This window comes from Serratia bockelmannii, assembly GCF_008011855.1.
Taxonomy (GTDB): Bacteria; Pseudomonadota; Gammaproteobacteria; order Enterobacterales; family Enterobacteriaceae; genus Serratia; species Serratia bockelmannii.
Map to the genome: position 1 here is coordinate 148,158 of NZ_VOUX01000003.1, position 19,107 is coordinate 167,264.

The 19,107-nt window shown below is 57.1% G+C and carries 22 protein-coding genes and 1 other RNA gene; 7 read left to right on the forward strand and 16 right to left on the reverse strand.

Going from position 1 to position 19,107, the window contains the following annotated elements; all coding sequences use genetic code 11:
- Positions 1–35 precede the first annotated feature (35 nt).
- The 4 genes from rsmI (at position 36) to FOT55_RS25565 (ending at position 2,210) form a co-directional block, all read left to right on the forward strand.
- Entirely contained in the window at positions 36–899 is an 864-nt protein-coding gene (gene rsmI / locus FOT55_RS05250) for a 16S rRNA (cytidine(1402)-2'-O)-methyltransferase (RefSeq protein ID WP_004937108.1), read from the forward strand.
- 41 nt (positions 900–940) lie between these two features.
- Positions 941–1,318, forward strand: an RNA gene (gene rnpB, locus FOT55_RS05255) — RNase P RNA component class A.
- A gap of 316 nt (positions 1,319–1,634) precedes the next feature.
- Positions 1,635–1,913, forward strand: a complete 279-nt coding sequence (locus FOT55_RS25560) for a hypothetical protein (protein ID WP_238476089.1) — start codon at positions 1,635–1,637, stop codon at positions 1,911–1,913.
- Positions 1,914–1,976: 63 nt separating this feature from the next.
- On the forward strand, positions 1,977–2,210 hold the full coding sequence (locus FOT55_RS25565) for a hypothetical protein (protein WP_238476090.1): 234 nt from the start codon (positions 1,977–1,979) through the stop codon (positions 2,208–2,210).
- A 31-nt stretch (positions 2,211–2,241) separates the two neighbouring features.
- On the opposite strand, the gene FOT55_RS05265 is transcribed toward FOT55_RS25565, so the two are convergent.
- From FOT55_RS05265 to FOT55_RS05280, 4 genes are all read right to left on the reverse strand, one after another.
- The gene (locus FOT55_RS05265; protein WP_142591204.1) at positions 2,242–3,270 is read right to left on the reverse strand and encodes a hypothetical protein; all 1,029 of its coding nucleotides are present in this window, start codon (positions 3,268–3,270) and stop codon (positions 2,242–2,244) included.
- Between the two features lie 128 nt (positions 3,271–3,398).
- Positions 3,399–3,839 (reverse strand): hypothetical protein, encoded by a 441-nt coding sequence (locus FOT55_RS05270; protein ID WP_238476091.1) that lies wholly within the window; start codon positions 3,837–3,839, stop codon positions 3,399–3,401.
- 33 nt (positions 3,840–3,872) lie between these two features.
- Positions 3,873–4,697 carry an abortive infection family protein gene (locus tag FOT55_RS05275; protein WP_142591202.1) on the reverse strand — a complete coding sequence of 275 codons (825 nt, stop codon included), beginning with the start codon at positions 4,695–4,697 and terminating at the stop codon, positions 3,873–3,875.
- A gap of 355 nt (positions 4,698–5,052) precedes the next feature.
- On the reverse strand, positions 5,053–5,754 hold the full coding sequence (locus FOT55_RS05280) for a pirin family protein (protein WP_043141999.1): 702 nt from the start codon (positions 5,752–5,754) through the stop codon (positions 5,053–5,055).
- 107 nt (positions 5,755–5,861) lie between these two features.
- Between FOT55_RS05280 and FOT55_RS05285 the strand changes: the two genes are divergently transcribed.
- A complete protein-coding gene (locus tag FOT55_RS05285) occupies positions 5,862–6,758 on the forward strand; it encodes a LysR family transcriptional regulator (RefSeq protein ID WP_025304355.1) in 897 nt (298 codons plus the stop codon).
- Positions 6,759–6,808: 50 nt separating this feature from the next.
- Here FOT55_RS05285 and FOT55_RS05290 read toward each other — a convergent pair whose 3' ends face one another.
- The 11 genes from FOT55_RS05290 to FOT55_RS05340 form a co-directional block, all read right to left on the reverse strand.
- Positions 6,809–7,795 (reverse strand): glutathione S-transferase family protein, encoded by a 987-nt coding sequence (locus tag FOT55_RS05290; RefSeq protein WP_049208330.1) that lies wholly within the window; start codon positions 7,793–7,795, stop codon positions 6,809–6,811.
- Positions 7,796–7,866: 71 nt separating this feature from the next.
- Positions 7,867–8,262, reverse strand: a complete 396-nt coding sequence (locus tag FOT55_RS05295; RefSeq protein WP_025160115.1) for a DoxX family protein — start codon at positions 8,260–8,262, stop codon at positions 7,867–7,869.
- Positions 8,263–8,557: 295 nt separating this feature from the next.
- Positions 8,558–8,845 (reverse strand): YqjK-like family protein, encoded by a 288-nt coding sequence (locus FOT55_RS05300; protein ID WP_004937121.1) that lies wholly within the window; start codon positions 8,843–8,845, stop codon positions 8,558–8,560.
- Positions 8,842–9,243 carry a phage holin family protein gene (locus tag FOT55_RS05305; protein ID WP_015379160.1) on the reverse strand — a complete coding sequence of 134 codons (402 nt, stop codon included), beginning with the start codon at positions 9,241–9,243 and terminating at the stop codon, positions 8,842–8,844. Before FOT55_RS05305 ends, FOT55_RS05300 begins: the two co-directional genes overlap by 4 nt.
- A 2-nt stretch (positions 9,244–9,245) precedes the next feature.
- Positions 9,246–9,551, reverse strand: coding sequence for an ElaB/YgaM/YqjD family protein (locus FOT55_RS05310; RefSeq protein WP_004937125.1), 306 nt, complete (start codon positions 9,549–9,551; stop codon positions 9,246–9,248).
- A 164-nt stretch (positions 9,552–9,715) separates the two neighbouring features.
- Complete coding sequence (locus FOT55_RS05315) at positions 9,716–10,087, reverse strand: DUF1090 domain-containing protein (RefSeq protein WP_025304353.1); 372 nt, start codon at positions 10,085–10,087, stop codon at positions 9,716–9,718.
- A gap of 242 nt (positions 10,088–10,329) precedes the next feature.
- A complete protein-coding gene (gene mzrA, locus FOT55_RS05320; RefSeq protein ID WP_147823194.1) occupies positions 10,330–10,704 on the reverse strand; it encodes an EnvZ/OmpR regulon moderator MzrA in 375 nt (124 codons plus the stop codon).
- The gene (locus FOT55_RS05325; protein WP_025304352.1) at positions 10,701–11,381 is read right to left on the reverse strand and encodes a DedA family protein; all 681 of its coding nucleotides are present in this window, start codon (positions 11,379–11,381) and stop codon (positions 10,701–10,703) included. The genes mzrA and FOT55_RS05325 overlap by 4 nt, the downstream gene beginning before the upstream one ends.
- A gap of 136 nt (positions 11,382–11,517) precedes the next feature.
- Entirely contained in the window at positions 11,518–11,964 is a 447-nt protein-coding gene (locus FOT55_RS05330) for a hypothetical protein (RefSeq protein WP_025304351.1), read from the reverse strand.
- 186 nt (positions 11,965–12,150) lie between these two features.
- Positions 12,151–12,927, reverse strand: a complete 777-nt coding sequence (gene exuR, locus FOT55_RS05335; protein ID WP_025304350.1) for a transcriptional regulator ExuR — start codon at positions 12,925–12,927, stop codon at positions 12,151–12,153.
- A gap of 118 nt (positions 12,928–13,045) precedes the next feature.
- Complete coding sequence (locus FOT55_RS05340) at positions 13,046–14,344, reverse strand: MFS transporter (protein ID WP_107227076.1); 1,299 nt, start codon at positions 14,342–14,344, stop codon at positions 13,046–13,048.
- A 300-nt stretch (positions 14,345–14,644) separates the two neighbouring features.
- Between FOT55_RS05340 and uxaC the strand changes: the two genes are divergently transcribed.
- Both uxaC and FOT55_RS05350 read left to right on the forward strand, forming a co-directional pair.
- Positions 14,645–16,057, forward strand: coding sequence for a glucuronate isomerase (uxaC, locus tag FOT55_RS05345; protein ID WP_147823195.1), 1,413 nt, complete (start codon positions 14,645–14,647; stop codon positions 16,055–16,057).
- A gap of 20 nt (positions 16,058–16,077) precedes the next feature.
- A complete protein-coding gene (locus tag FOT55_RS05350; RefSeq protein ID WP_060434625.1) occupies positions 16,078–17,565 on the forward strand; it encodes a UxaA family hydrolase in 1,488 nt (495 codons plus the stop codon).
- 52 nt (positions 17,566–17,617) lie between these two features.
- Here FOT55_RS05350 and sstT read toward each other — a convergent pair whose 3' ends face one another.
- Positions 17,618–18,853 carry a serine/threonine transporter SstT gene (sstT, locus tag FOT55_RS05355; protein ID WP_141972438.1) on the reverse strand — a complete coding sequence of 412 codons (1,236 nt, stop codon included), beginning with the start codon at positions 18,851–18,853 and terminating at the stop codon, positions 17,618–17,620.
- Positions 18,854–19,107: the final 254 nt, after the last annotated feature.

Below are 19,107 nucleotides of genomic sequence, written 5' to 3' on the forward strand. Positions count from 1 at the left end.
ATGCTCAATATTAAATCGGCAACCCGGATGAAACAATGAATCAACACCAACAATCAGTCATTTCTGCATCAACGCTGTATGTGGTGCCCACCCCCATCGGCAATCTGGGCGATATTACCCACCGCGCGTTAGAGGTACTGAAAAGCGTTGATCTGATCGCGGCGGAAGACACGCGCCATACCGGATTGCTGTTGCAACACTTCGCGATCAACGCGCGTCTGTTCGCGCTGCATGACCACAACGAACAGCAAAAGGCCGATCAGCTGCTGGCGAAACTGCAGGAAGGCCAGAGCATCGCGCTGGTGTCCGACGCCGGCACGCCGCTGATCAACGATCCCGGTTATCACCTGGTGCGCCGCTGCCGCGAGGCCGGCATTCGCGTGGTGCCGCTGCCGGGCGCCTGCGCCGCCACTACCGCGCTGTGCGCCGCGGGCGTCGCTTCCGACCGTTTCTGCTACGAAGGTTTTCTGCCGGCGAAAACCAAGGGGCGCAAGGATACGCTGATGGCGCTGGCGGAGGAACCGCGCACGCTGATTTTCTATGAATCCACTCACCGTCTGCTGGAAAGTCTGCAGGACATGGTCACCGTTTGGGGCCCGCAGCGTTATGTCGTGCTGGCGCGCGAGCTGACCAAAACCTGGGAATCTATCCACGGCGCGCCGGTGGGCGAGCTGCTGGCGTGGGTGCAGGAAGATGAAGTGCGCCGCCGCGGTGAGATGGTGCTGATCGTCGAAGGCCACAAAGCGCAGGAGGATGCGTTGCCGCTCGAGGCGCTGCGCACGCTGGCGCTGCTGCAAAAAGAGCTGCCGTTGAAAAAGGCGGCGGCGCTGGCGGCGGAAATCCACGGCGTGAAGAAAAATGCGTTGTATAAGCACGCGCTGGAGCAACAACAGCCGTAAAGCGGTTGACCTGCCGCCGCCGCAACGCTACTATCCGCGCCGGAGTTGACCAGACAGTCGCCGCTTCATTGCCGTCCTCTTCGGGGAGACAGATGGAGGGGAGGAAAGTCCGGGCTCCATAGGGCAGGGTGCCAGGTAACGCCTGGGAGGCGCAAGCCTACGACTAGTGCAACAGAGAGCAAACCGCCGATGGCCCGCGCAAGCGGGATCAGGTAAGGGTGAAAGGGTGCGGTAAGAGCGCACCGCGCGGCTGGCAACAGTTCGTGGCACGGTAAACTCCACCCGGAGCAAGGCCAAATAGGGGTTCACATGGTACGGCCCGTACTGAACCCGGGTAGGCTGCTTGAGCCAGTGAGCGATTGCTGGCCTAGAGGAATGACTGTCCACGACAGAACCCGGCTTACCGGTCAACTCCACTCCTCTTCAAAAACATGGGTTGGTGTGTCCCGCCTGCATTTCACGTTAGAGTGAGATACATTATGGGATACACCAACCGTTGTTCACTTCCTTGTACTCTTCGTCGGAACGGTACGTTCTACCTTTACTTTCGATTATCTGATAAACACTTTTTCAAGTCTTCTTTAGGTTGCCATGATGCTAAGCGAGCTAAGTTCTTAATCACCAGATTAATGTTTTACGTTTCGTTGCTGAAACTTGGTAGGATAGATAGCAATCAGCTAAAATGATTGTGAGAAAAATAAGACGGTTAACTCAAAACGATATTGATATTTTTTTTTGCTAGAACTTCAGCAGGAAATTTACGAAGAGGCATACAAGAAAAAATCGGAATCAAGGACGGCAGTAATTTCAGGAAGTAAGGCTATTTCTATCAATGAAGGTTTGCTATTTTCTGAGTTTATTGGGCAGCATCTCGATGAGGGATTTTACAATGGTGCCAGACCATTCTCTGAGGATTATATAACAACATGCCTAAGCTCCCAATTTGATGTTGTTGGAATGGAAAATCAACTTATGGAGGCTTCGATTCAGTATGATTACTTCCCTAAGCTATGACAAGATGCCAGAAAAGCTTTCTTTAGTAAACGTTTTAAAGATTATGGCGATATAGTTGAGTATTTGAAACCTATTCAAAAAAACACTAATGCTTTGCTGACTACGGTTTCTCCTGAAGATGAATTTCAAGTTGGTAAGCAAGTTACTTTAACTGATACGTGGTCTGATTTCGTAAAATATAAATCAAGTTGGACGGATAAAACCCGTCAGATAAATGAAAAGTACTTTGAGGCAATCTCAATAGTTCTATGGAAAGACACCCCTATTGTAGATGTGTCTAAACTAGATATGGACTGACCTCGCCCCGGTAGACGATCCTGCCATATAGTTACTTTTCTTCCTCATCAGGAGCAGACTTTAATACAGGCGTTGTTGTTTTCCCTTTACGTATGCCAAGACTTAATCCTGATGGAAGTTTCTCGAGAGCAATCAATGTCCCACTGTCTACAATGATCCTTTTGTCATCCAAAACTGTATAAGTGGGATACCATCGAAGGGACTCTTGATCCCATTCATATGTTAGCTGTCGTGGTGGATTACCTCTAGTTCTCAACGTTCCAATTAGCTGTTTTGCTTGTGCAGCGGCTTCTGGGAGGGCGTCATGAGCTGCATAGAGAAGCTTCACATTTTTTCCCCTAAACAGGAAAGAAACCTGACAACCGTCTTGATATGAGCTGATGTCGAGCAATGGATTCTTTCTATCAGCTAACTTTGTGAGTAACTTACGAACCCATTCATGAAGTGCTATATAGGTACGTTTGCCAGCTTCAGAAGCAATTGATGTTGTGAATGGATTCCATACTATCGCCAGAAAACTAATGCCGATTCTGATCAGTTCCTGTGTGACTTCCGCTGTGTTATGTGAAAGCTCTGCGTATTTTATTTGTATTGGGGCACTGTCGGTAACCTGTTCTAACCACTTCGAATCAACTTCTCTCGGATCAGTTGCAAATTCAATCCAAGCGCTATCTGGTATCTCTGGAAGTTCCTCGGGGGATGGCTCTAATTTACGAGTGTCGATACCTAATTGATTGAATTCTAAAATATCTCCACCAGCATAAAACCCTAAAATAGCAACAACGAATTTTGAGCCATCTTCATGTACGAAGTTTGCACTTTCAATAGTTTGCCCTTTTGGTCTTCCCGGATCATGGTTATGCAAGAGGATGAAGGGATTTCGATTGATTTTTGCTACAAGCTCAGTAGGATCTGCTGGCACGATGAGTTCACCATCATCACCTCTAGCGTCTGTCCAAAGCACTGCCGGTACAAGTTTTCCATAAAGACCTTTTGAGTGGCGCTCAATGGCGCTGCTTACCCAATCACGAGCACTTTTTGTTTCCAACAGATTAGGCATAAGCAAATTTCCCCGTACATTGCATTTTAATGATTAAGGCGCTAATGGTTATGGTTGTTTGAATTTCAACCATTAACTAGCAAAATGTATGATATTTCAGTTTTCACACGATTGATAAGCAGCCAGTTCTATACCACTCTTTTTTCTTCAAAATGGCAGTGGAAACATTGCCAGCAAGTTCTGGATTGTATGCCATATTCAGGTTCGGCTTCGTAAAATTGTGAACGCATATGAACCGCTTTCCCTAAACCTTCGAAACACTTAGGACAAAAGGCAATATCATCACCTGCTTTCCAATAAACACCTGAATTAAAGGAGAAAGCAGCTTTATCTTTTAACTGTTCTTCAAGTTGCTTATTCTTTTGCTCTGAAGCAAAGAGCAAAGCTTGCGTTGTTATCACTTCCATTTTGGCGCTAGCAAGTTCACTCATCAACTCGACAAGCTCAAGTTTGAGTGTCGCCTTATCAAGATCCTCGCTATCGTTTGCAAGCTTTTTCGCTATCCCTACAGCTTTATCAATGATGCCAACAGCTGCTGCTGTACTAGCTAACACACTAACACTGCTCATTTTTATTCTCCGAAGCATCTAGTCACGAAGTCGCTATTTGTTTTCAAGTTTATCCAGCATATACCCAGCGATGATACCTGCCATTTCAATTGCAGCTTTTGCTTCTGTCTCGGTTATTGAGGGAATCCATGGTCTTCCATGTCCAGTGCCTTGTTTATTCCTTAACCGATTTATCCCTATCGCTGAGTGATACAATCCCCGCTCCATGCTTCTTTGAGGAGCCTCAGAAGATTTATACTCTTCTTCCGGGGTTGCTAGACCGAGTGCAATGAATGCTTGTCCCATAAGCGCTTGAAAGTTGGATTGTTGTGGGTAAGAGCCATACTTTTGAGTTAAAACATGGGCTGCGGTTGCTTCTAGGAGGTCTTTGCTAGTCCCTGATAGTAATGCGGCATCTTCAGCCCCCTTTCTTGCTCTGTTCGAATAGATGCGAAGAGCATCCGTTAACGCTCGCCCGTGTAACGAATCCAAGCTCTGGGTTTGTATGCTCCCATCTATTGCTAAGATTAAACCTTCTACTTTGAAGGCTTCGATAGCGCCTTTGATAGCATCTTGTCCAACATAATTGGGTGAATGTTCACGAAAGCCACCCAAAACTTTGACTTTGGTGAAGATGGTTTCGAAAAGCTTCTCACCGGCCATAAGATCATGCTCTAAAGCCCAATAGAGTACAGCCCGAACTCGCTTCGCTTTCCCGACTGTTTGCCCTTGAGACTTAGGATCAGCTATTGCAAGCCCTGCTCGAGCTATTGCGAATTCTAAATCCGAATGGCTTGGCTCCCTTCGATTATCTGCCTGTGCATCGTCTATCATTTTGGTAATGGCGGCTATGGTCATTTCAGTCAAAGGTACTTTCATTACTTTTCTTCCTTGCGTAACCATCCTGTAAACCGGGCGGGGGAATGCTAGAGGCTGTTAATGATACTAACTTTATCTCCTAGCACTGTGATCAACAACCAGTAGTCCATAACAAATTACTCCCCATAAGTGAGAGTTCCGCGCTATTAGAGAGAAAAAGTTCAGGTGTTAATAACACAGCCAAAGCTGATAGAATGGGATACAAACCGAGATACATATGAATGTTTAACCACATGTAAATGCGGTGGGAATCAGCCTCTTGGATTTGGCTAGTTGCCTTACCGGTCAACTCCCTCGACAAAAGAAAACCCCGCGCAACTGGCGTTGCGCGGGGTTTTTCGTTTTTCGGCCCGGCTTACACCGGCAGGTCAATCAGCAGCGCGCGCAGCGGCGTCTCGGCGCGGATCGTCAGGCGATTCTCCTCACGCACGAAGGCGCCGTCGCCGCAGGTCAGGCGCTGTTCCTCGTGGCGCTCGCCGGTGGCGGCGATGGTACCGTGTATCGACTGCAGATAAGCGCGCGGCCCATTAATCGTCAGCGTGTGTTCTTCGCCCGGCTGCAGATCGAGATGATGGATCCAGACCTGCTGGCGCAGCTGCAGGCTGCCCTGCGCGCCGTCAGGCGAGGCCAGCAGCAGGTTGCCTGCAGTCGGCAGCGTCAGACGCTGCACCCGCTCGTTGTTGCGTTCCGGGCAGGCATCCAGCCACAGCTGCAGACGAGTCAGTGGCGTATCGCTGCTGACGTTCTGTTCGCTGTAGCTCAGGCTTGGCTGGGTGGCCAACAGCAGCGCTTCGCCGGCTTTGGCGCGTGCGGTGTTGCCGTCGCTGTCGCGGTATTCCGCCTCGCCCTGCAGGATCAGGTTCAGGATATCGACGCTGGGATAGGTGCGCGGCTGGAACGACGCGCCCGGCGCCAGCACCTCCTGATTCAGCACCCGCAGCGACGCGTAGCCCATCAGTTTGGGATCGAAGTAGTGACCAAAGGAAAAGGTGTAGCGAGCCTGCAGCCAACCAAAGTCAGCTTGCCCGCATTGTTGTGCTGTTCTGCATGTAATCATGGCAATCGGCTCTCTAAATTCATTATCCAAATGGTAAGCATCTGGACGTCGGATTGTTAGCCAGTTAATCTGGTCGGCATATTCAAATTTCCTGACAGAGGGATGCGATGGCCAGAGATCGGGCGCTCACGCTTGAGGCACTAAGGGTGATGGATGCAATCGACCGGCGCGGCAGTTTCGCCGCGGCCGCCGACGAATTGGGCCGGGTGCCGTCGGCACTCAGCTACACCATGCAAAAATTGGAAGAAGAATTGGACGTGGTGCTGTTCGACCGTTCGGGCCACCGCACCAAGTTCACCAACGTGGGACGCATGTTGCTGGAACGCGGGCGGGTGCTGCTGGAAGCGGCCGACAAGCTGACCACCGACGCCGAGGCGCTGGCGCGCGGTTGGGAAACTCACCTGACCATCGTCAGCGAAGCGCTGTCGCCGCCGAGCCTGCTGTTCCCGCTGGTGGACAAGCTGGCGCTGAAGGCCAACACCCAGGTGTCGATTTTCACCGAGGTGCTGGCGGGCGCCTGGGAGCGGCTGGAGCAGGGGCGCGCCGACATCGTGATCGCGCCGGACATGCATTTTCGCGCGTCGTCCGAGATCAACACCCGCAAACTGTATAAGGTGATGAGCGTTTATGTCGCCGCGCCGGATCATCCTATCCACCTGGAGCCGGAGCCGCTTTCCGAAGTGACCCGCGTGAAATACCGCGGCATCGCGGTGGCGGATACCGCTCGCGAGCGCCCGGTGTTGACCGTACAGCTGCTGGATAAGCAGCAGCGTCTGACGGTGAGCACCATTGAAGACAAGCGTCTGGCGCTGCTGGCCGGGTTGGGGGTGGCGACCATGCCGTATCCGATGGTGGAGAAAGATATCGAGGCCGGGCGGCTGCGCGTGGTGGGGCCGGAATACAGCCGCGAAGCCGATATCATCATGGCCTGGCGGCGCGACAGCATGGGGGAGGCGAAAGCCTGGTTCCTGCGCGAAATTCCGCGCCTGTTCGCGCAGCGTTAAGTCGGTTGGATGACATCCCCTTGCCGGGCGGCAAGGGGATTTTTTTCGCCTTAACCGAAGCGCTGGTCGCGGCCGTGCGGCTCGTCCAGATCCTGCGCCGGCCCGATGGAAATGATGCCGTGCGGGTTGATGGTGGCGTGGCTGCGGTAGTAGTGGTTGCGAATGTGCGGCAGGCTGACCGTCTCGTCGATGCCCGGCATCTGGTAGATGTCGCGCAGGAAGCCGTACAGGTTGAGGTAGTCGCTGATGCGGTGTTTATCGCACTTGAAGTGGGTGACGTACACCGGATCGAAACGCACCAGCGTGGTCCACAGACGCAGGTCGGCTTCGGTCAGCCGATCGCCGGTCAGGTAGCGATGCTGCCCCAGGATCTGCTCCAGGCGCTCCAGCGCGTTGAATACCCCGTTGACCGCTTCGTCATAGGCTTCCTGGCTGGTGGCAAAACCGGCTTTGTACACGCCGTTGTTCACTTGATCGTAAATCCAACCGTTCAGCTCATCGATCTTGCCGCGCAGCGCGGTCGGGTAGTAGTCGCCTGCCCGAGCGCCGACGCCGTCAAATGCGCTGTTGAACATGCGAATGATGTCGGCGGATTCGTTGCTGACGATGGTTTGCCGCTGTTTATCCCACAGCACCGGCACGGTCACGCGTCCGCTGTAGTGCGGATCGGCCCGCAGGTAGATCTGGTACAGGAAGTCGGCGTGATACAGCGGATCGCCGGTGGTTTCCGGAAAATCCTGGCCGAAGGTCCAGCCGTTTTCCAGCATCAGCGGGTGCACCACCGAGACCGGAATGATCTGCTCCAGCCCTTTCAGTTTGCGCATCAGCAGCGTGCGATGCGCCCAGGGGCAGGCGAGAGAAACATAAAGGTGATAACGGCCCGCTTCGGCCTGGAAGCCGCCCACGCCGTGTTCGCCCGGCTGACCGTCGGCGGTCACCCAATTGCGAAACTGAGCGGTTGAACGTTTGAAACGGCCGCCGGTAGATTTGGTGTCATACCAGATGTCTTGCCAAACGCCATCGACGAGTTGTCCCATGGGAATCTCCTTGGTGTCCGAGTTAAAAAACGACAGAGCCCGGCATGCCGGGCCCTGAATGACAGTTTAGATTACCATTTCTTGTTCAGAATACGGTCGATGCTGAAGCCGCCCGGGCCTGCGACCGCCAACACGATGAAGCCGCCGGCGATGGTCAGGTTTTTCATGAACATCAGCTGGTTTACGCCTTCCGCAAAGTCAGTGTGGAACAGCAGCGCGGTCAGGATGGTGAAACCGGCAGTGAACAGCGCCACGGTGCGGGTCAGGAAACCGAACAGGATCGCCAGACCGCCGCCAAATTCCAGCAGGATGGTCAGCGGCAGCAAGAAGCCAGGCACGCCCATCGATTGCATGTACTGTTGGGTACCGGCATATGCGTCACCCATTTTGCCGTAGCCTGCCACGATAAACAGGATTGGCATCAGAATACGAGCAACCAACAAACCTGTATCTTCTAATTTTTTCATCATCTACTCCAAAGTGTTTTTGTGCGCCTGTTCGGCGGTAGTCATATCAACGGGCGGCGTAGCGGGTCTCTGACCCTGTCCGCTCCGTATCGTATTGATGGAGTGAATGTTAAGCGGGAAGTGCTCAGGTTGTTAGCAAGTAAAACTGTCGTAATTTTTCAAAAAATCTGAATCTTTAGCGTGCTAATAAAATGCCGCCGATCAGCAGGTTGCCCGGCCCCGGGGTTGGACGCGTTGTATCAAGGGAGAAAATGCGGGCAGAGCAACAGGAGGTTTGAAGGAAAGACTAAGCGGCTTACTTGGCGGAAAACGTCTTTTTAAACAGACGGATAGCGCTCCATGCGCCGAAAGCGCGACGCGACCAGCGGATCATCTTGCTGGGATGGCGGATGCCGTACAGCGCCATGACGCTGGAACCGAGCACCAGATAGCGGCGCAGGCCAAACACCGTTTGCCAGCCGCGGTCGATGCGTTCGGTCTTTTCCAGCCACAGAGACTTGTGTTCGGCCAGATCCAGACGCTGTTGCTGGATCTGCCGAATCAGCCTCTCTTTTTTCCATTCCAGATAGCGGCGGCGGCTCATGGCTCGCGCTCCAGTTCGGCGCGGTCGAGTTCCAGCTGTTTGCGCGTGGCACCGAGCAGCGTGGTGCGACGGGCCTTGACCAGCGTCCAGATGGTGCCGACCACGGCGAGGAACAGCAGCACGCCGGTTGTCGCGCCCAGCGCCACCAGCCGGTAGACCGGATCGATGGCCCAGAAGATCAGGATCAGCAGGCTCATCAAACCGAAGGCGGTGAACAGCAGCGTCATGCCGGCCATGATCAGCAGCTGAATGAGGTTGGCTTTCTCCTCTTCCAGCTCGACCACTGCCAGCCGGACGCGGGTTTCCACCATGCCGACCAGGATCGTGATGATGCGCTGACCGATATCCAGGACCCCTTTAGCGGGGCCCTGCGCGCGCACTTGCGGTTGTTCAGCCATGATTAACGACGCGCGAGCAGCACGCCCAACACGACGCCGACCGCCGCGCCGATACCGATGCCGGTCCACGGGTTGTCGCGCACGTAGTCGTCGGCCTGGCCGGCGATCTGCTTGGTTTGCGAAGCCAGCTTGTCACCGGCGTCGCTCAGGCGAGCGCGGGTCTCTTTCAGCGCGCCTTCCGCTTTCGAGCGCAGCTTCTCCAGCTCGGCTTTCGGCTTGTCGGTGGAGGAGTTCAGCACTTCCTCCAGCGTATCGGCTAAGGACTTCAGTTCAGCGCGTAAGTTTTCTGCATTTGAATCATGTGCCATGTGATTATTCCTTAACGTTTATTTCGACAGACTTTTAACATAGCGGATTTTTTCGCCGGAGCAAAGGGGTGATGGCCAGCAGATAACACCAGACATCAATTTCATATGCTTAAGAAATCCCGTGTGATGGGGCTCTCATCGATAAATCCGCTGGTGTGAAAAAATTATTCCGCCTGGGCGCGTTTCAACTCAGCCTGCGCTTCCGCCAGCTTTTGCTGCTTCTTGGCGACCTTGTCCAGCTTGCCGGTTTGCTGCGTTTCTTTCAGTTCCTGCCGGCGCTCGTCGACCTTGCGCTGTTTCTCTGCGATGTTTTTTTGGCGTTCGGCTTGCAGGCCGGCTTCGGTGCAGTGAGTCTGCACTTCGCTCAGCGCTTTTTTTAGCCCGTCCACGCGGTGGGTGTTACCGTGCTGGGTGGCGTAGTCGATTTGCTGTTGGATGTTTTGCGCTTTGGCGGCACAACCGCCCTCAGCGGCCGCAGCGAGGGCCGGCAGTGTGCAGAGAGGCAACAGCAGTAACAGGGAGTGGCGTAATTTCATCTTTCAGTTCCTTTTCATGGGGTACCTGAACAGGCACCCGCTTTCCTGGCTGCCGAAGGCGGCAGCGCGAGAGGAGGGCGTTCATCGCCGGCTGAAGTTATCCTTCAGCATAGTCATGAAACCGGCGTGCCCCCAAAGAATCAGCCGTGACTCAGTGCTGACTGATTAATTCTTGAGCTAATCGGTGCGAATGAAAATGAAGATAATGGCAGTGAAAGGAAACCCCTTCATCTGAAGGGGGATTATCCCAGATTGAGTGGGGAACGCGCAAATTCGCGCACCCAATGCGATGGCACGGGGGATTCGCTCAACGCGATGTGGTAACCGGGCGGCAGGATGGTTTGCAGCGCTTCGCGCGCCAGCAACTGCTGCTCCGGCGAATCCAGACGGACGACCAGGCCATCACCTTCCGGCGTGATGCTTTTGATGCGGATGCCGCGCTCATCCAGGCGCTGGTAGACGTAAAAGCCGTCGGGCAGCGACAGCCCTTGCTGGCTGGCGCGAATGCGCAGCTCGCTCTCGGTGCGCACCATACAGGGCACCAGCAGCGTCGCCAACGCCAGTAGGGCGAGCGCGATCATCAAGACGTATTGCCAGCGCGGGCGCTTTGCTGTCACGCCCCTTTCCCCGGGTTCTGGCCGCTGGCGCGTTTCTTGCGCCACAGCACGATCAGTGAGCCGACCAGCCCAACCACCAGCAATACCAGCGGCAACATCATCAGGCAGAACATCAGTTGATCTTCATACTTGCGGAACACCGGGGTTTTCCCGAGGGCGAAGCCCAGCGTCGTCAGGATCAAGACCCACAGCAGGCCGCTCATCCAGTTGAAGAACTGGAAGCGCGCGTTGTTCAGGCCGGACAGGCCAGCGATGGTTGGCAGCAGGGTGCGCACGAAGGCCAGGAAGCGGCCGACCAGCAGGGCGGAAAGGCCGTGGCGGTGGAACAGGTTATGCGCACGCTGATGGTAGTGGGCCGGCAGATGCGAAAGCCAGCCTTGCACCGTTCGCGTATTGCCGAGCCACCGGCCCTGTATATAGCTGACCCAGCAGCCCAGGCTGGCGGCGACGGTCAGGATAACGATGGTCAATGGGAAGCCCATGGTGCCTTTGGCGATCAGCACGCCGACCAGGATCAGCAGGCTGTCGCCCGGCAGGAAAGCGGCCGGCAGCAGCCCGTTTTCCAAAAACAGGATCATGAACAGCAGGATGTAGAGGGTCCACACCAGCGAAGGGTTCGCCAGCGTCTCAAAATCCTGCTGCCATAAGGCATGTATCAGTTCTTTAATGATATCCATCCGGTGTTCCTAAAACGTCATTGTTTATTTTTATCTCAGCGGTGGAACGGGCGTGGGCTGAAAACGCGCGGCGATCCTGAATGCTGATAACGATGAAACGGCGTTGCTTTAAGGTTTCTAAGCGGTGCGACACCGGTCATAGGTGGTAAGTCAGCGTGCCACGGTACTGCATGTTACTTTCTTTCCATCCGGCCTGCCGACTCTGTTGCCTGGAGGCGTCCAGCATCCCGTCGACCTGGGCAAGCCGGTTGGGGGCCGGCGTGTCCTGGCGGGGGAAGCGAATTCGGTAGCCCGGCTCTGCGGCCAGGGTATAGACCGGCACCGGCAGGGAGGAGGCGAGCAGCGAGCCGGAGAAAGAGTGCGCTCTGGGCAGCAGCAGCGGCAACTTGCCGGGGGCTTTGCGGCGCGCTTCGGCCGGCGCCCGATACACCTGATCATAGGGGGAAAGCGCCGGCTCCGCCAACAGCGGCAGGCTGCTCAGCGCGCTGGGGGTGGGCTTGGGTGACGCCACGCATAGCTGTGGGCCGGAGACCGAACCGGTCCAGCAGAAAACAGCAATCAGCATGGCAAACAACCAGCGCATTTATTCGCGTCCCGCCCCCGCAGCAATGGGTAAAAAAGTGGGCTAACTCTACCAAAATAGCACGATTGGCAACAGGGAAATCTACGTTGCCGACGGTGAAATAGTACACGGCAAACGGCGGTTCCGGCATCGATTCAGCGGATTTTACATTACCTGACATAAGCCGACGGTTTTTGACCGCCGTGGCTATTTCGGCTCGTGGCCCACGCCATCCAGATGCACCACCGGATTCTCGGCGAACAGGTAGCGATCGGCGTTGTATTCGAAGTCGTCGCTGGTGGCGTTGAACAGCATCTGCTTGGTGTTTTCCAGGTGCTGCCACATCGCCAGTTTGGCGGCGTAAGGATCTTTGCGCATCAGCGCCTTGAGGATCTGATCGTGATCGTCGCACCAGCTGGCGATCGAACGTTCGTCGATATGCTCGTGCAGTTTCTTCCAGTAAGGGTTGTTGACCCGCTGCACCCACATTTTTTCCACGATGGTGGCCATGGCGGTGTTCTGGGTGGCCAGCGCCACCTGCACGTGGAACTTCAGATCCCACTGCGAGTCGCGGAAACGATCCTCTTTGCGGGCATGCTCCTGGATCTCCATCAGTTGCACGATATCCTGCTTGGTCACCTGGGTGGCGGCAAATTCGGCGATGTTGCTTTCTATCAGTTGGCGCGCCTGCAGCAGTTCAAACGGGCCGGCGGTGGCGAACTCGATGCTGTCGCCCGGCACCACCAGGTGTTTTTGCTGGTTGGACACCACGTGGATCCCGGATCCCTTGCGCACGTCCACATAGCCTTCGACTTCCAGCATGATGATCGCCTCGCGCACCACGGTGCGGCTGACATTCATCTCTTCGGCGATGTATCGCTCGGCCGGCAGTTTGTCGCCTACCGGGTAGCGGCCGCTTTCGATACGTTGCTTAAGCTCGGCGGCCAGTTGCTGATACAGGCGTCTGGTTTCAGTGAATTCCATAGTGAATGCTCTATACGGTGCGGTGGGAAGGGGCGCGTGGCCATCGGATTTGTTATACCACTTATTCGGCACCGCTGCCAGAGGAGCAAGGGGCCCGGCGCAGCGGCCGGGCGGGGGATCAGCTGCGCGCCGGGGTGGGCTGCAGCGCGGCGGGTTGCGGTTCGGCGGCCGGGCGGTTTTGCAACACCGTCCAGATGACGATGGCGCCGAGAATGTCGAAGACCGACAGCGCGGCGAACAGCGGGCTGAAGCCGAGGGTGTCCGCCAGGGCGCCGACCACCAGGGCGAACAGCGTGCTGGCGGTCCAGGCCGCCATGCCGGTCAGCCCGTTGGCGGTCGCCACCTCATTGCGGCCGAACACGTCGGAAGAGAGGGTGATCAACGCGCCGGACAGCGCCTGATGGGCGAAGCCCCCGACGCACAGCAGCGCGATAGCCGCGTAAGGGCTGGTGAACAGGCCGATCATGCCGGGGCCGATCATCAACACCGCCCCCATCGTCACCACCAGCTTGCGTGAGACGATCAGGTTGACCTTGAAATACTTCTGGAACAGCGGTGGCAGATAACCGCCGACGATGCAGCCGAGATCGGCAAACAGCATCGGCATCCAGGCGAACATGGCGATCTCTTTCAGGTTAAAGCCGTAGGCCTTGAACATGAACAGCGGGATCCAGGCGTTGAAGGTGCCCCACGCCGGCTCCGCGAGAAAGCGCGGCAACGCGATGCCCCAGAACTGGCGATTGCGCACGATCTGCCAGGCGGACATCTTTTTGGCGTTAGAGGTCTGGTGCTGCGCTTCCTGGCCTTCGAGGATGTAACGGCGTTCTTCCTGGCTCAGTTTCTTCTGATCTTTCGGGTGTTTGTAGAACAGCAGCCAGCAGATGGCCCAGATCAGGCTCAGCACGCCGGTGATAATGAACGCCATCTCCCAGCTGTGCGCGACGATGGCCCATACCACCAGCGGCGGGGCGATCATGCCGCCGATCGACGAGCCCACGTTGAAATAGCCGACGGCGATCGAACGCTCTTTGGCCGGAAACCATTCGCTGCTGGCCTTCAGCCCGGCGGGGATCATTGCCGCTTCCGCCATGCCGACCGCGCCGCGCGCCAACGCCAGCCCGCCCCAACTGTTGGCCAGCGCGGTGCCCATGCAGAACAGCGCCCACAGAATGGCGAACATGGCGTAGCCGACCTTGGTGCCCAGCACGTCCAGCACGTAGCCCGCCACCGGTTGCATCACGGTGTAGCACGCGGAGTAGGCGGCGACGATATAGGAATACTGTTGGGTGGTGATGTGCAGCGTATCTTCCAGCGTCGGCGCCGCCACGGCAATGGCGTTGCGGGTCAGGTAACCCAGCACGGTGCCGACGGTCACCAGCCCGATCATGTACCAGCGTAACCCTTTAATTTTACGCATCCGAAATGTCTCCCCGTTTGAAGGTATGGCCGGCGATGCGGCTGGCGAGACAATAACCTGTCATACAGGTTTAAAAGTTGAGTGATATCACAAAAGGAATTATTCGCCTGAGCGATACTGTCGCCGGTGAAATAGGGCGTTTATGCCGCACATTTGCCGTAAAAACGAGCTAAAAAGGGATTGAAGGATAGCAGAACGGCAGATGGCGGGAAAAATTTGCTGGACGCTCGCTAAAATTGGTGTGATAACTTTTGTGATTCGATCCCTGTGCCGCACGGCAAGTAAGGTAAGGAGCCCGAGATGGCGACGTTTTTGAGCGAAGATTTCCTGCTGGACAGCGAATTTGCCCGGCGTTTGTACCATGACTACGCGGCGCAGCAGCCGATTTTCGACTACCACTGCCATTTGCCGCCGCAGCAGATTGCGGAGAATACCCGCTTCAGCAACCTGTACGATATCTGGCTGCGGGGCGATCACTACAAATGGCGGGCGATGCGCACCAACGGCGTGGCAGAGCGGCTGTGCACCGGCGATGCGGGCGATCGCGAGAAATTCGACGCCTGGGCCGCCACGGTGCCGCACACCATCGGCAACCCGCTCTATCACTGGACGCATCTGGAGCTGCGCCGGCCGTTCGGCATCACGGATACGCTGTTGTCGCCGGCCACGGCGGATGAAATCTGGCAGCGCGGCAATGCGCTGCTGGCGCAGGATGAGTTTCGCGCACGTGGCATCATGCAGCAGATGAATGTGAAAATGGTCGGCACCACCGACGATCCGATCGACGATCTGCGCCATCATCGGGCGATCGCCGACGATCATAGCTTCGATATCAAGGTGCTGCCGAGCTGGCGGCCGGACAAAGCTTTCACCATCGATGCGCCCGGCTTCAACGACTATCTGCGGCAGCTGGAGGCGGCGGCGGACACCGCCATCGGCCGCTTCAGCGCGCTGTGCGACGCCCTGTACAAGCGCATGGATCACTTCGCCACTCACGGTTGCAAAGTGGCCGATCATGCGCTGGACGTGGTGGTGTTCGGCGAGGCCGATGAAGCGGCGCTGGATGCGATCCTGCTGCGCCGCCTGAACGGCGAGCTGCCGACGCCGGAACAGAGCGCCCAGTTCAAAAGCGCTGTGCTGCTGTTTTTGGCTGGCGAATACCGGCGCCGAGGCTGGGTGCAGCAGTATCACATTGGCGCGCTGCGCAATAACAACAGCCGCATGTTGGCCGCCGTCGGGCCGGATATCGGCTTCGACTCGATCAACGACCGGCCGCTGGCGGAACCGCTGTCGCGGCTGCTGGATGCTCAGGCGCGGCAGGGCGGTCTGCCAAAAACCATTCTCTATTGCCTCAATCCGCGCGATAACGAAGTGATCGGCACCATGATCGGCAATTTTCAGGGGGAAGGCACGCCGGGCAAGATGCAGTTCGGTTCCGGTTGGTGGTTCAACGATCAGAAGGACGGCATGCAGCGCCAAATGACGCAGCTGGCCCAGCTCGGGTTGCTGAGCCGCTTCGTCGGCATGCTGACCGACAGTCGCAGCTTCCTGTCGTATACGCGGCATGAATACTTCCGCCGCATCCTTTGCCAGATGATCGGCCGTTGGGTGGCGGACGGCGAAGCGCCGGCGGATATCGCGCTGCTGGGCGAGATGGTGAAAAACATCTGCTTCGACAACGCCAAAAACTATTTCGCCATCGAACTGGCGTAGCCGTTATCCGGGACTGGTTTATGCAAAGTACGATAAAGATTCACGAGCAGGATAACGTGGCGGTGGCGCTGCGCGATCTGGCCGCCGGAGAAATGCTTGAGTTGGGCGGGGAGCGTATTCAGCTGGCGCAGCCGGTGGCGCGCGGGCACAAGTTTGCGCTCGGCCCGATCGCCGAGGGCGAAGACATCATCAAATACGGCCAGCCGATCGGCCATGCGCTCGCGGCCATTGCGCCTGGGGAGCACATTCATTCGCAAAACGCCAAAACCAACCTGAGCGATCTGGACAGCTACCGTTACCAGCCGCAGTTCCCGGCGTTGCCGCCGCAGGCGGCGGATCGCGAGGTGCAGCTGTACCGCCGGGCCGGCGGCGACGTGGGGATCCGCAACGAGCTGTGGATCGTGCCGACCGTCGGCTGCGTCAACGGCATCGCCCGCCAGATCCAGCAGCGCTTTTTGCAGCAAACGCAGGCGGAGGGGATCGACGGCGTGCATCTGTTCAGCCATCCGTTCGGCTGCTCGCAGCTGGGGCAGGATCATGCCAACACCCGCATCATGCTGCAGAACATGGCGCGCCATCCCAATGCCGGCGCGGTGCTGGTGATCGGGTTGGGGTGCGAGAACAATCAGGTAGATGCTTTTCGCGCCACGCTGGGGATGGCGGACGAGCGGCGGCTGCGCTTTATGGTGTGCCAACAACAGGACGACGAGGTGGAAGCCGGGCTGGCGCTGTTGCACGAGCTGTACCGGGAGATGCGCCACGATCGCCGCGAGCCGGGCCGCCTGAGCGAGTTGAAGTTCGGCCTGGAGTGCGGCGGTTCGGACGGATTGTCGGGTATCACCGCCAACCCGCTGCTGGGGCGCTTTTCCGACTATGTGATAGCCAACGGCGGCACCACGGTGCTGACCGAAGTGCCGGAGATGTTCGGTGCCGAGCGCATTCTGATGAGCCGCTGCCGCGATGGGGAGACCTTCGAAAAAACCGTCGATATGATCAACGATTTCAAACGCTATTTCATCGCCCATCAACAGCCAATTTATGAGAATCCGTCGCCGGGCAACAAGGCCGGCGGCATCACTACGCTGGAGGAGAAATCGCTCGGCTGCACCCAAAAAGCGGGGCTAAGCCAGGTGGTAGACGTGCTGAAATACGGCGAGCGGCTGCGTGTGCCGGGGCTGAATCTGCTCAGCGCGCCGGGCAACGATGCGGTGGCGACCAGCGCGCTGGCCGGCGCCGGCTGCCATATGGTGCTGTTCAGCACCGGGCGCGGCACGCCGTACGGCGGCTTTGTGCCGACGGTGAAGCTGGCGACCAACAGCGAGCTGGCGGCGAAGAAACCGCATTGGATCGATTTCGACGCCGGCGGCCTGATCCACGGCGTGGCGATGGAGACCTTGCTCGGCTGCTTCGTCGATCTGATCGTCGAGATCGCCAACGGCCGCCCGGCGCGCAATGAAGCCAACGATTTCCGCGAGCTGGCGATCTTTAAAAGCGGGGTGACGCTCTAAAGCTGACAAAAAAGGCGCTCGAGGGAGCGCCTTTTTATGAAGCAACGCGCGATTAACGCACCTTCAGCGGGTCCTCGTTCGCCAGCCGTTGATCTTCCGCCTGGCAGGCCGCGGCGGTGAACAGCACGTCGGTGGAGGAGTTGAGGGCGGTTTCCGCCGAATCCTGCAGCACGCCGATAATAAAGCCGACCGCCACCACCTGCATCGCCACGTCGTTCGGAATGCCGAACATGTTGCACGCCAGCGGAATCAGCAGCAGCGAGCCGCCGGCCACGCCGGAGGCGCCGCAGGCGCACAGGGCGGCCACCACGCTCAGCAGCAGGGCGGTCGGGACGTCCACCGCGATGCCCAGCGTGTTCACCGCCGCCAGCGTCAGCACGGTGATGGTGATCGCCGCGCCGGCCATGTTGATGGTGGCGCCCAGCGGGATAGAAACCGAGTAGGTGTCCTCATTCAGGTTCAGCTTCTTGCACAGCTCCATGTTCACCGGAATGTTGGCGGCTGAACTGCGGGTGAAGAAGGCGGTCACGCCGCTCTCGCGCAGGCAGGCGAACACCAGCGGATACGGATTGCGGCGGATTTTCCAGTAAACGATCAGCGGGTTGAGTACCAGCGCCACCAGCAGCATGCAGCCGAGCAGCACCATCAGCAACTGGGCGTAGCCCCACAGCACGCCGAAGCCGGTTTCCGCCAGCGTGGAAGCCACCAGGCCGAAGATGCCGAGCGGCGCACAGCGGATCACCGCGCGCACCACCAGCGTAACCGCATGGGACATGTCGTTGATCAGCCCCTTGGTGGTGTCGGAAGCGTGGCGCAGCGCCAGCCCCAGTCCGACGGCCCACGCCAGAATGCCAATGTAGTTGGCGTTAATCAGCGCATGGAACGGGTTGGCCACTACGCTCAGCAGCAGGCCTTTCATCACGTCCACGATGCCGCCTGGCGGGGTGATGTCGGTCGCGCCGGTGGTCAGCGCCAGCGTGGAAGGGAAGATAAAGCTGACGACGACCGCCACCAGCGCCGCGGCGAAGGTGCCCAGCAGGTAGAGGAACAGAATGGGGCGAATGTTGGTTTTCTGTCCCTGCTTATGGTTGGCGATCGATGCCATCACCAGTATCAGCACCAGCAGCGGCGCTACCGCTTTCAGCGCGCCGACGAACAGGGTGCCGAGCAGGCCGACGGCCGCTGCGGCCGCCGGCGAAACCAGCGCCACCAGAATGCCGGCCACCAGGCCGACCATGATTTGTTTGACCAGGCTGCCCTGAGTAATCCTTTGTAGTAGTTTTTGCATAGTGCTTCTCTTCCTGATGTTATCTGGCCGCCGCGGCGGGAACGACGCCGGGCAGCTTTATATGATTCTGTAACTAAGTGTGTTTGCCGAATCAGTATTCAGTAATCGAATGAGGTTGGAAAGAGGCTAGGGTGAAATTCTGAGCGCGGATCAACACTTGATAACATACTGTTTACATTTGTGTGATCGCAATAACGTTTGGCGTTTTGGGGGAATTGCCAAACAATCGCGGGGCGACTAGCGCCCCGGATAAC

What these genes read in the sequence shown, in the direction of transcription:
- rsmI (WP_004937108.1), top strand. Translation starts at nt 36, where the DNA reads ATGAATCAACACCAACAATCAGTCATTTCTGCATCAACGCTGTATGTG.
- FOT55_RS05265 (WP_142591204.1), bottom strand. Translation starts at nt 3,270, where the DNA reads ATGCCTAATCTGTTGGAAACAAAAAGTGCTCGTGATTGGGTAAGCAGC.
- FOT55_RS05270 (WP_238476091.1), bottom strand. Translation starts at nt 3,839, where the DNA reads ATGAGCAGTGTTAGTGTGTTAGCTAGTACAGCAGCAGCTGTTGGCATC.
- FOT55_RS05275 (WP_142591202.1), bottom strand. Translation starts at nt 4,697, where the DNA reads ATGAAAGTACCTTTGACTGAAATGACCATAGCCGCCATTACCAAAATG.
- FOT55_RS05280 (WP_043141999.1), bottom strand. Translation starts at nt 5,754, where the DNA reads ATGATTACATGCAGAACAGCACAACAATGCGGGCAAGCTGACTTTGGT.
- FOT55_RS05285 (WP_025304355.1), top strand. Translation starts at nt 5,862, where the DNA reads ATGGCCAGAGATCGGGCGCTCACGCTTGAGGCACTAAGGGTGATGGAT.
- FOT55_RS05290 (WP_049208330.1), bottom strand. Translation starts at nt 7,795, where the DNA reads ATGGGACAACTCGTCGATGGCGTTTGGCAAGACATCTGGTATGACACC.
- FOT55_RS05295 (WP_025160115.1), bottom strand. Translation starts at nt 8,262, where the DNA reads ATGAAAAAATTAGAAGATACAGGTTTGTTGGTTGCTCGTATTCTGATG.
- FOT55_RS05300 (WP_004937121.1), bottom strand. Translation starts at nt 8,845, where the DNA reads ATGAGCCGCCGCCGCTATCTGGAATGGAAAAAAGAGAGGCTGATTCGG.
- FOT55_RS05305 (WP_015379160.1), bottom strand. Translation starts at nt 9,243, where the DNA reads ATGGCTGAACAACCGCAAGTGCGCGCGCAGGGCCCCGCTAAAGGGGTC.
- FOT55_RS05310 (WP_004937125.1), bottom strand. Translation starts at nt 9,551, where the DNA reads ATGGCACATGATTCAAATGCAGAAAACTTACGCGCTGAACTGAAGTCC.
- FOT55_RS05315 (WP_025304353.1), bottom strand. Translation starts at nt 10,087, where the DNA reads ATGAAATTACGCCACTCCCTGTTACTGCTGTTGCCTCTCTGCACACTG.
- FOT55_RS05325 (WP_025304352.1), bottom strand. Translation starts at nt 11,381, where the DNA reads ATGGATATCATTAAAGAACTGATACATGCCTTATGGCAGCAGGATTTT.
- FOT55_RS05330 (WP_025304351.1), bottom strand. Translation starts at nt 11,964, where the DNA reads ATGCGCTGGTTGTTTGCCATGCTGATTGCTGTTTTCTGCTGGACCGGT.
- exuR (WP_025304350.1), bottom strand. Translation starts at nt 12,927, where the DNA reads ATGGAATTCACTGAAACCAGACGCCTGTATCAGCAACTGGCCGCCGAG.
- FOT55_RS05340 (WP_107227076.1), bottom strand. Translation starts at nt 14,344, where the DNA reads ATGCGTAAAATTAAAGGGTTACGCTGGTACATGATCGGGCTGGTGACC.
- uxaC (WP_147823195.1), top strand. Translation starts at nt 14,645, where the DNA reads ATGGCGACGTTTTTGAGCGAAGATTTCCTGCTGGACAGCGAATTTGCC.
- FOT55_RS05350 (WP_060434625.1), top strand. Translation starts at nt 16,078, where the DNA reads ATGCAAAGTACGATAAAGATTCACGAGCAGGATAACGTGGCGGTGGCG.
- sstT (WP_141972438.1), bottom strand. Translation starts at nt 18,853, where the DNA reads ATGCAAAAACTACTACAAAGGATTACTCAGGGCAGCCTGGTCAAACAA.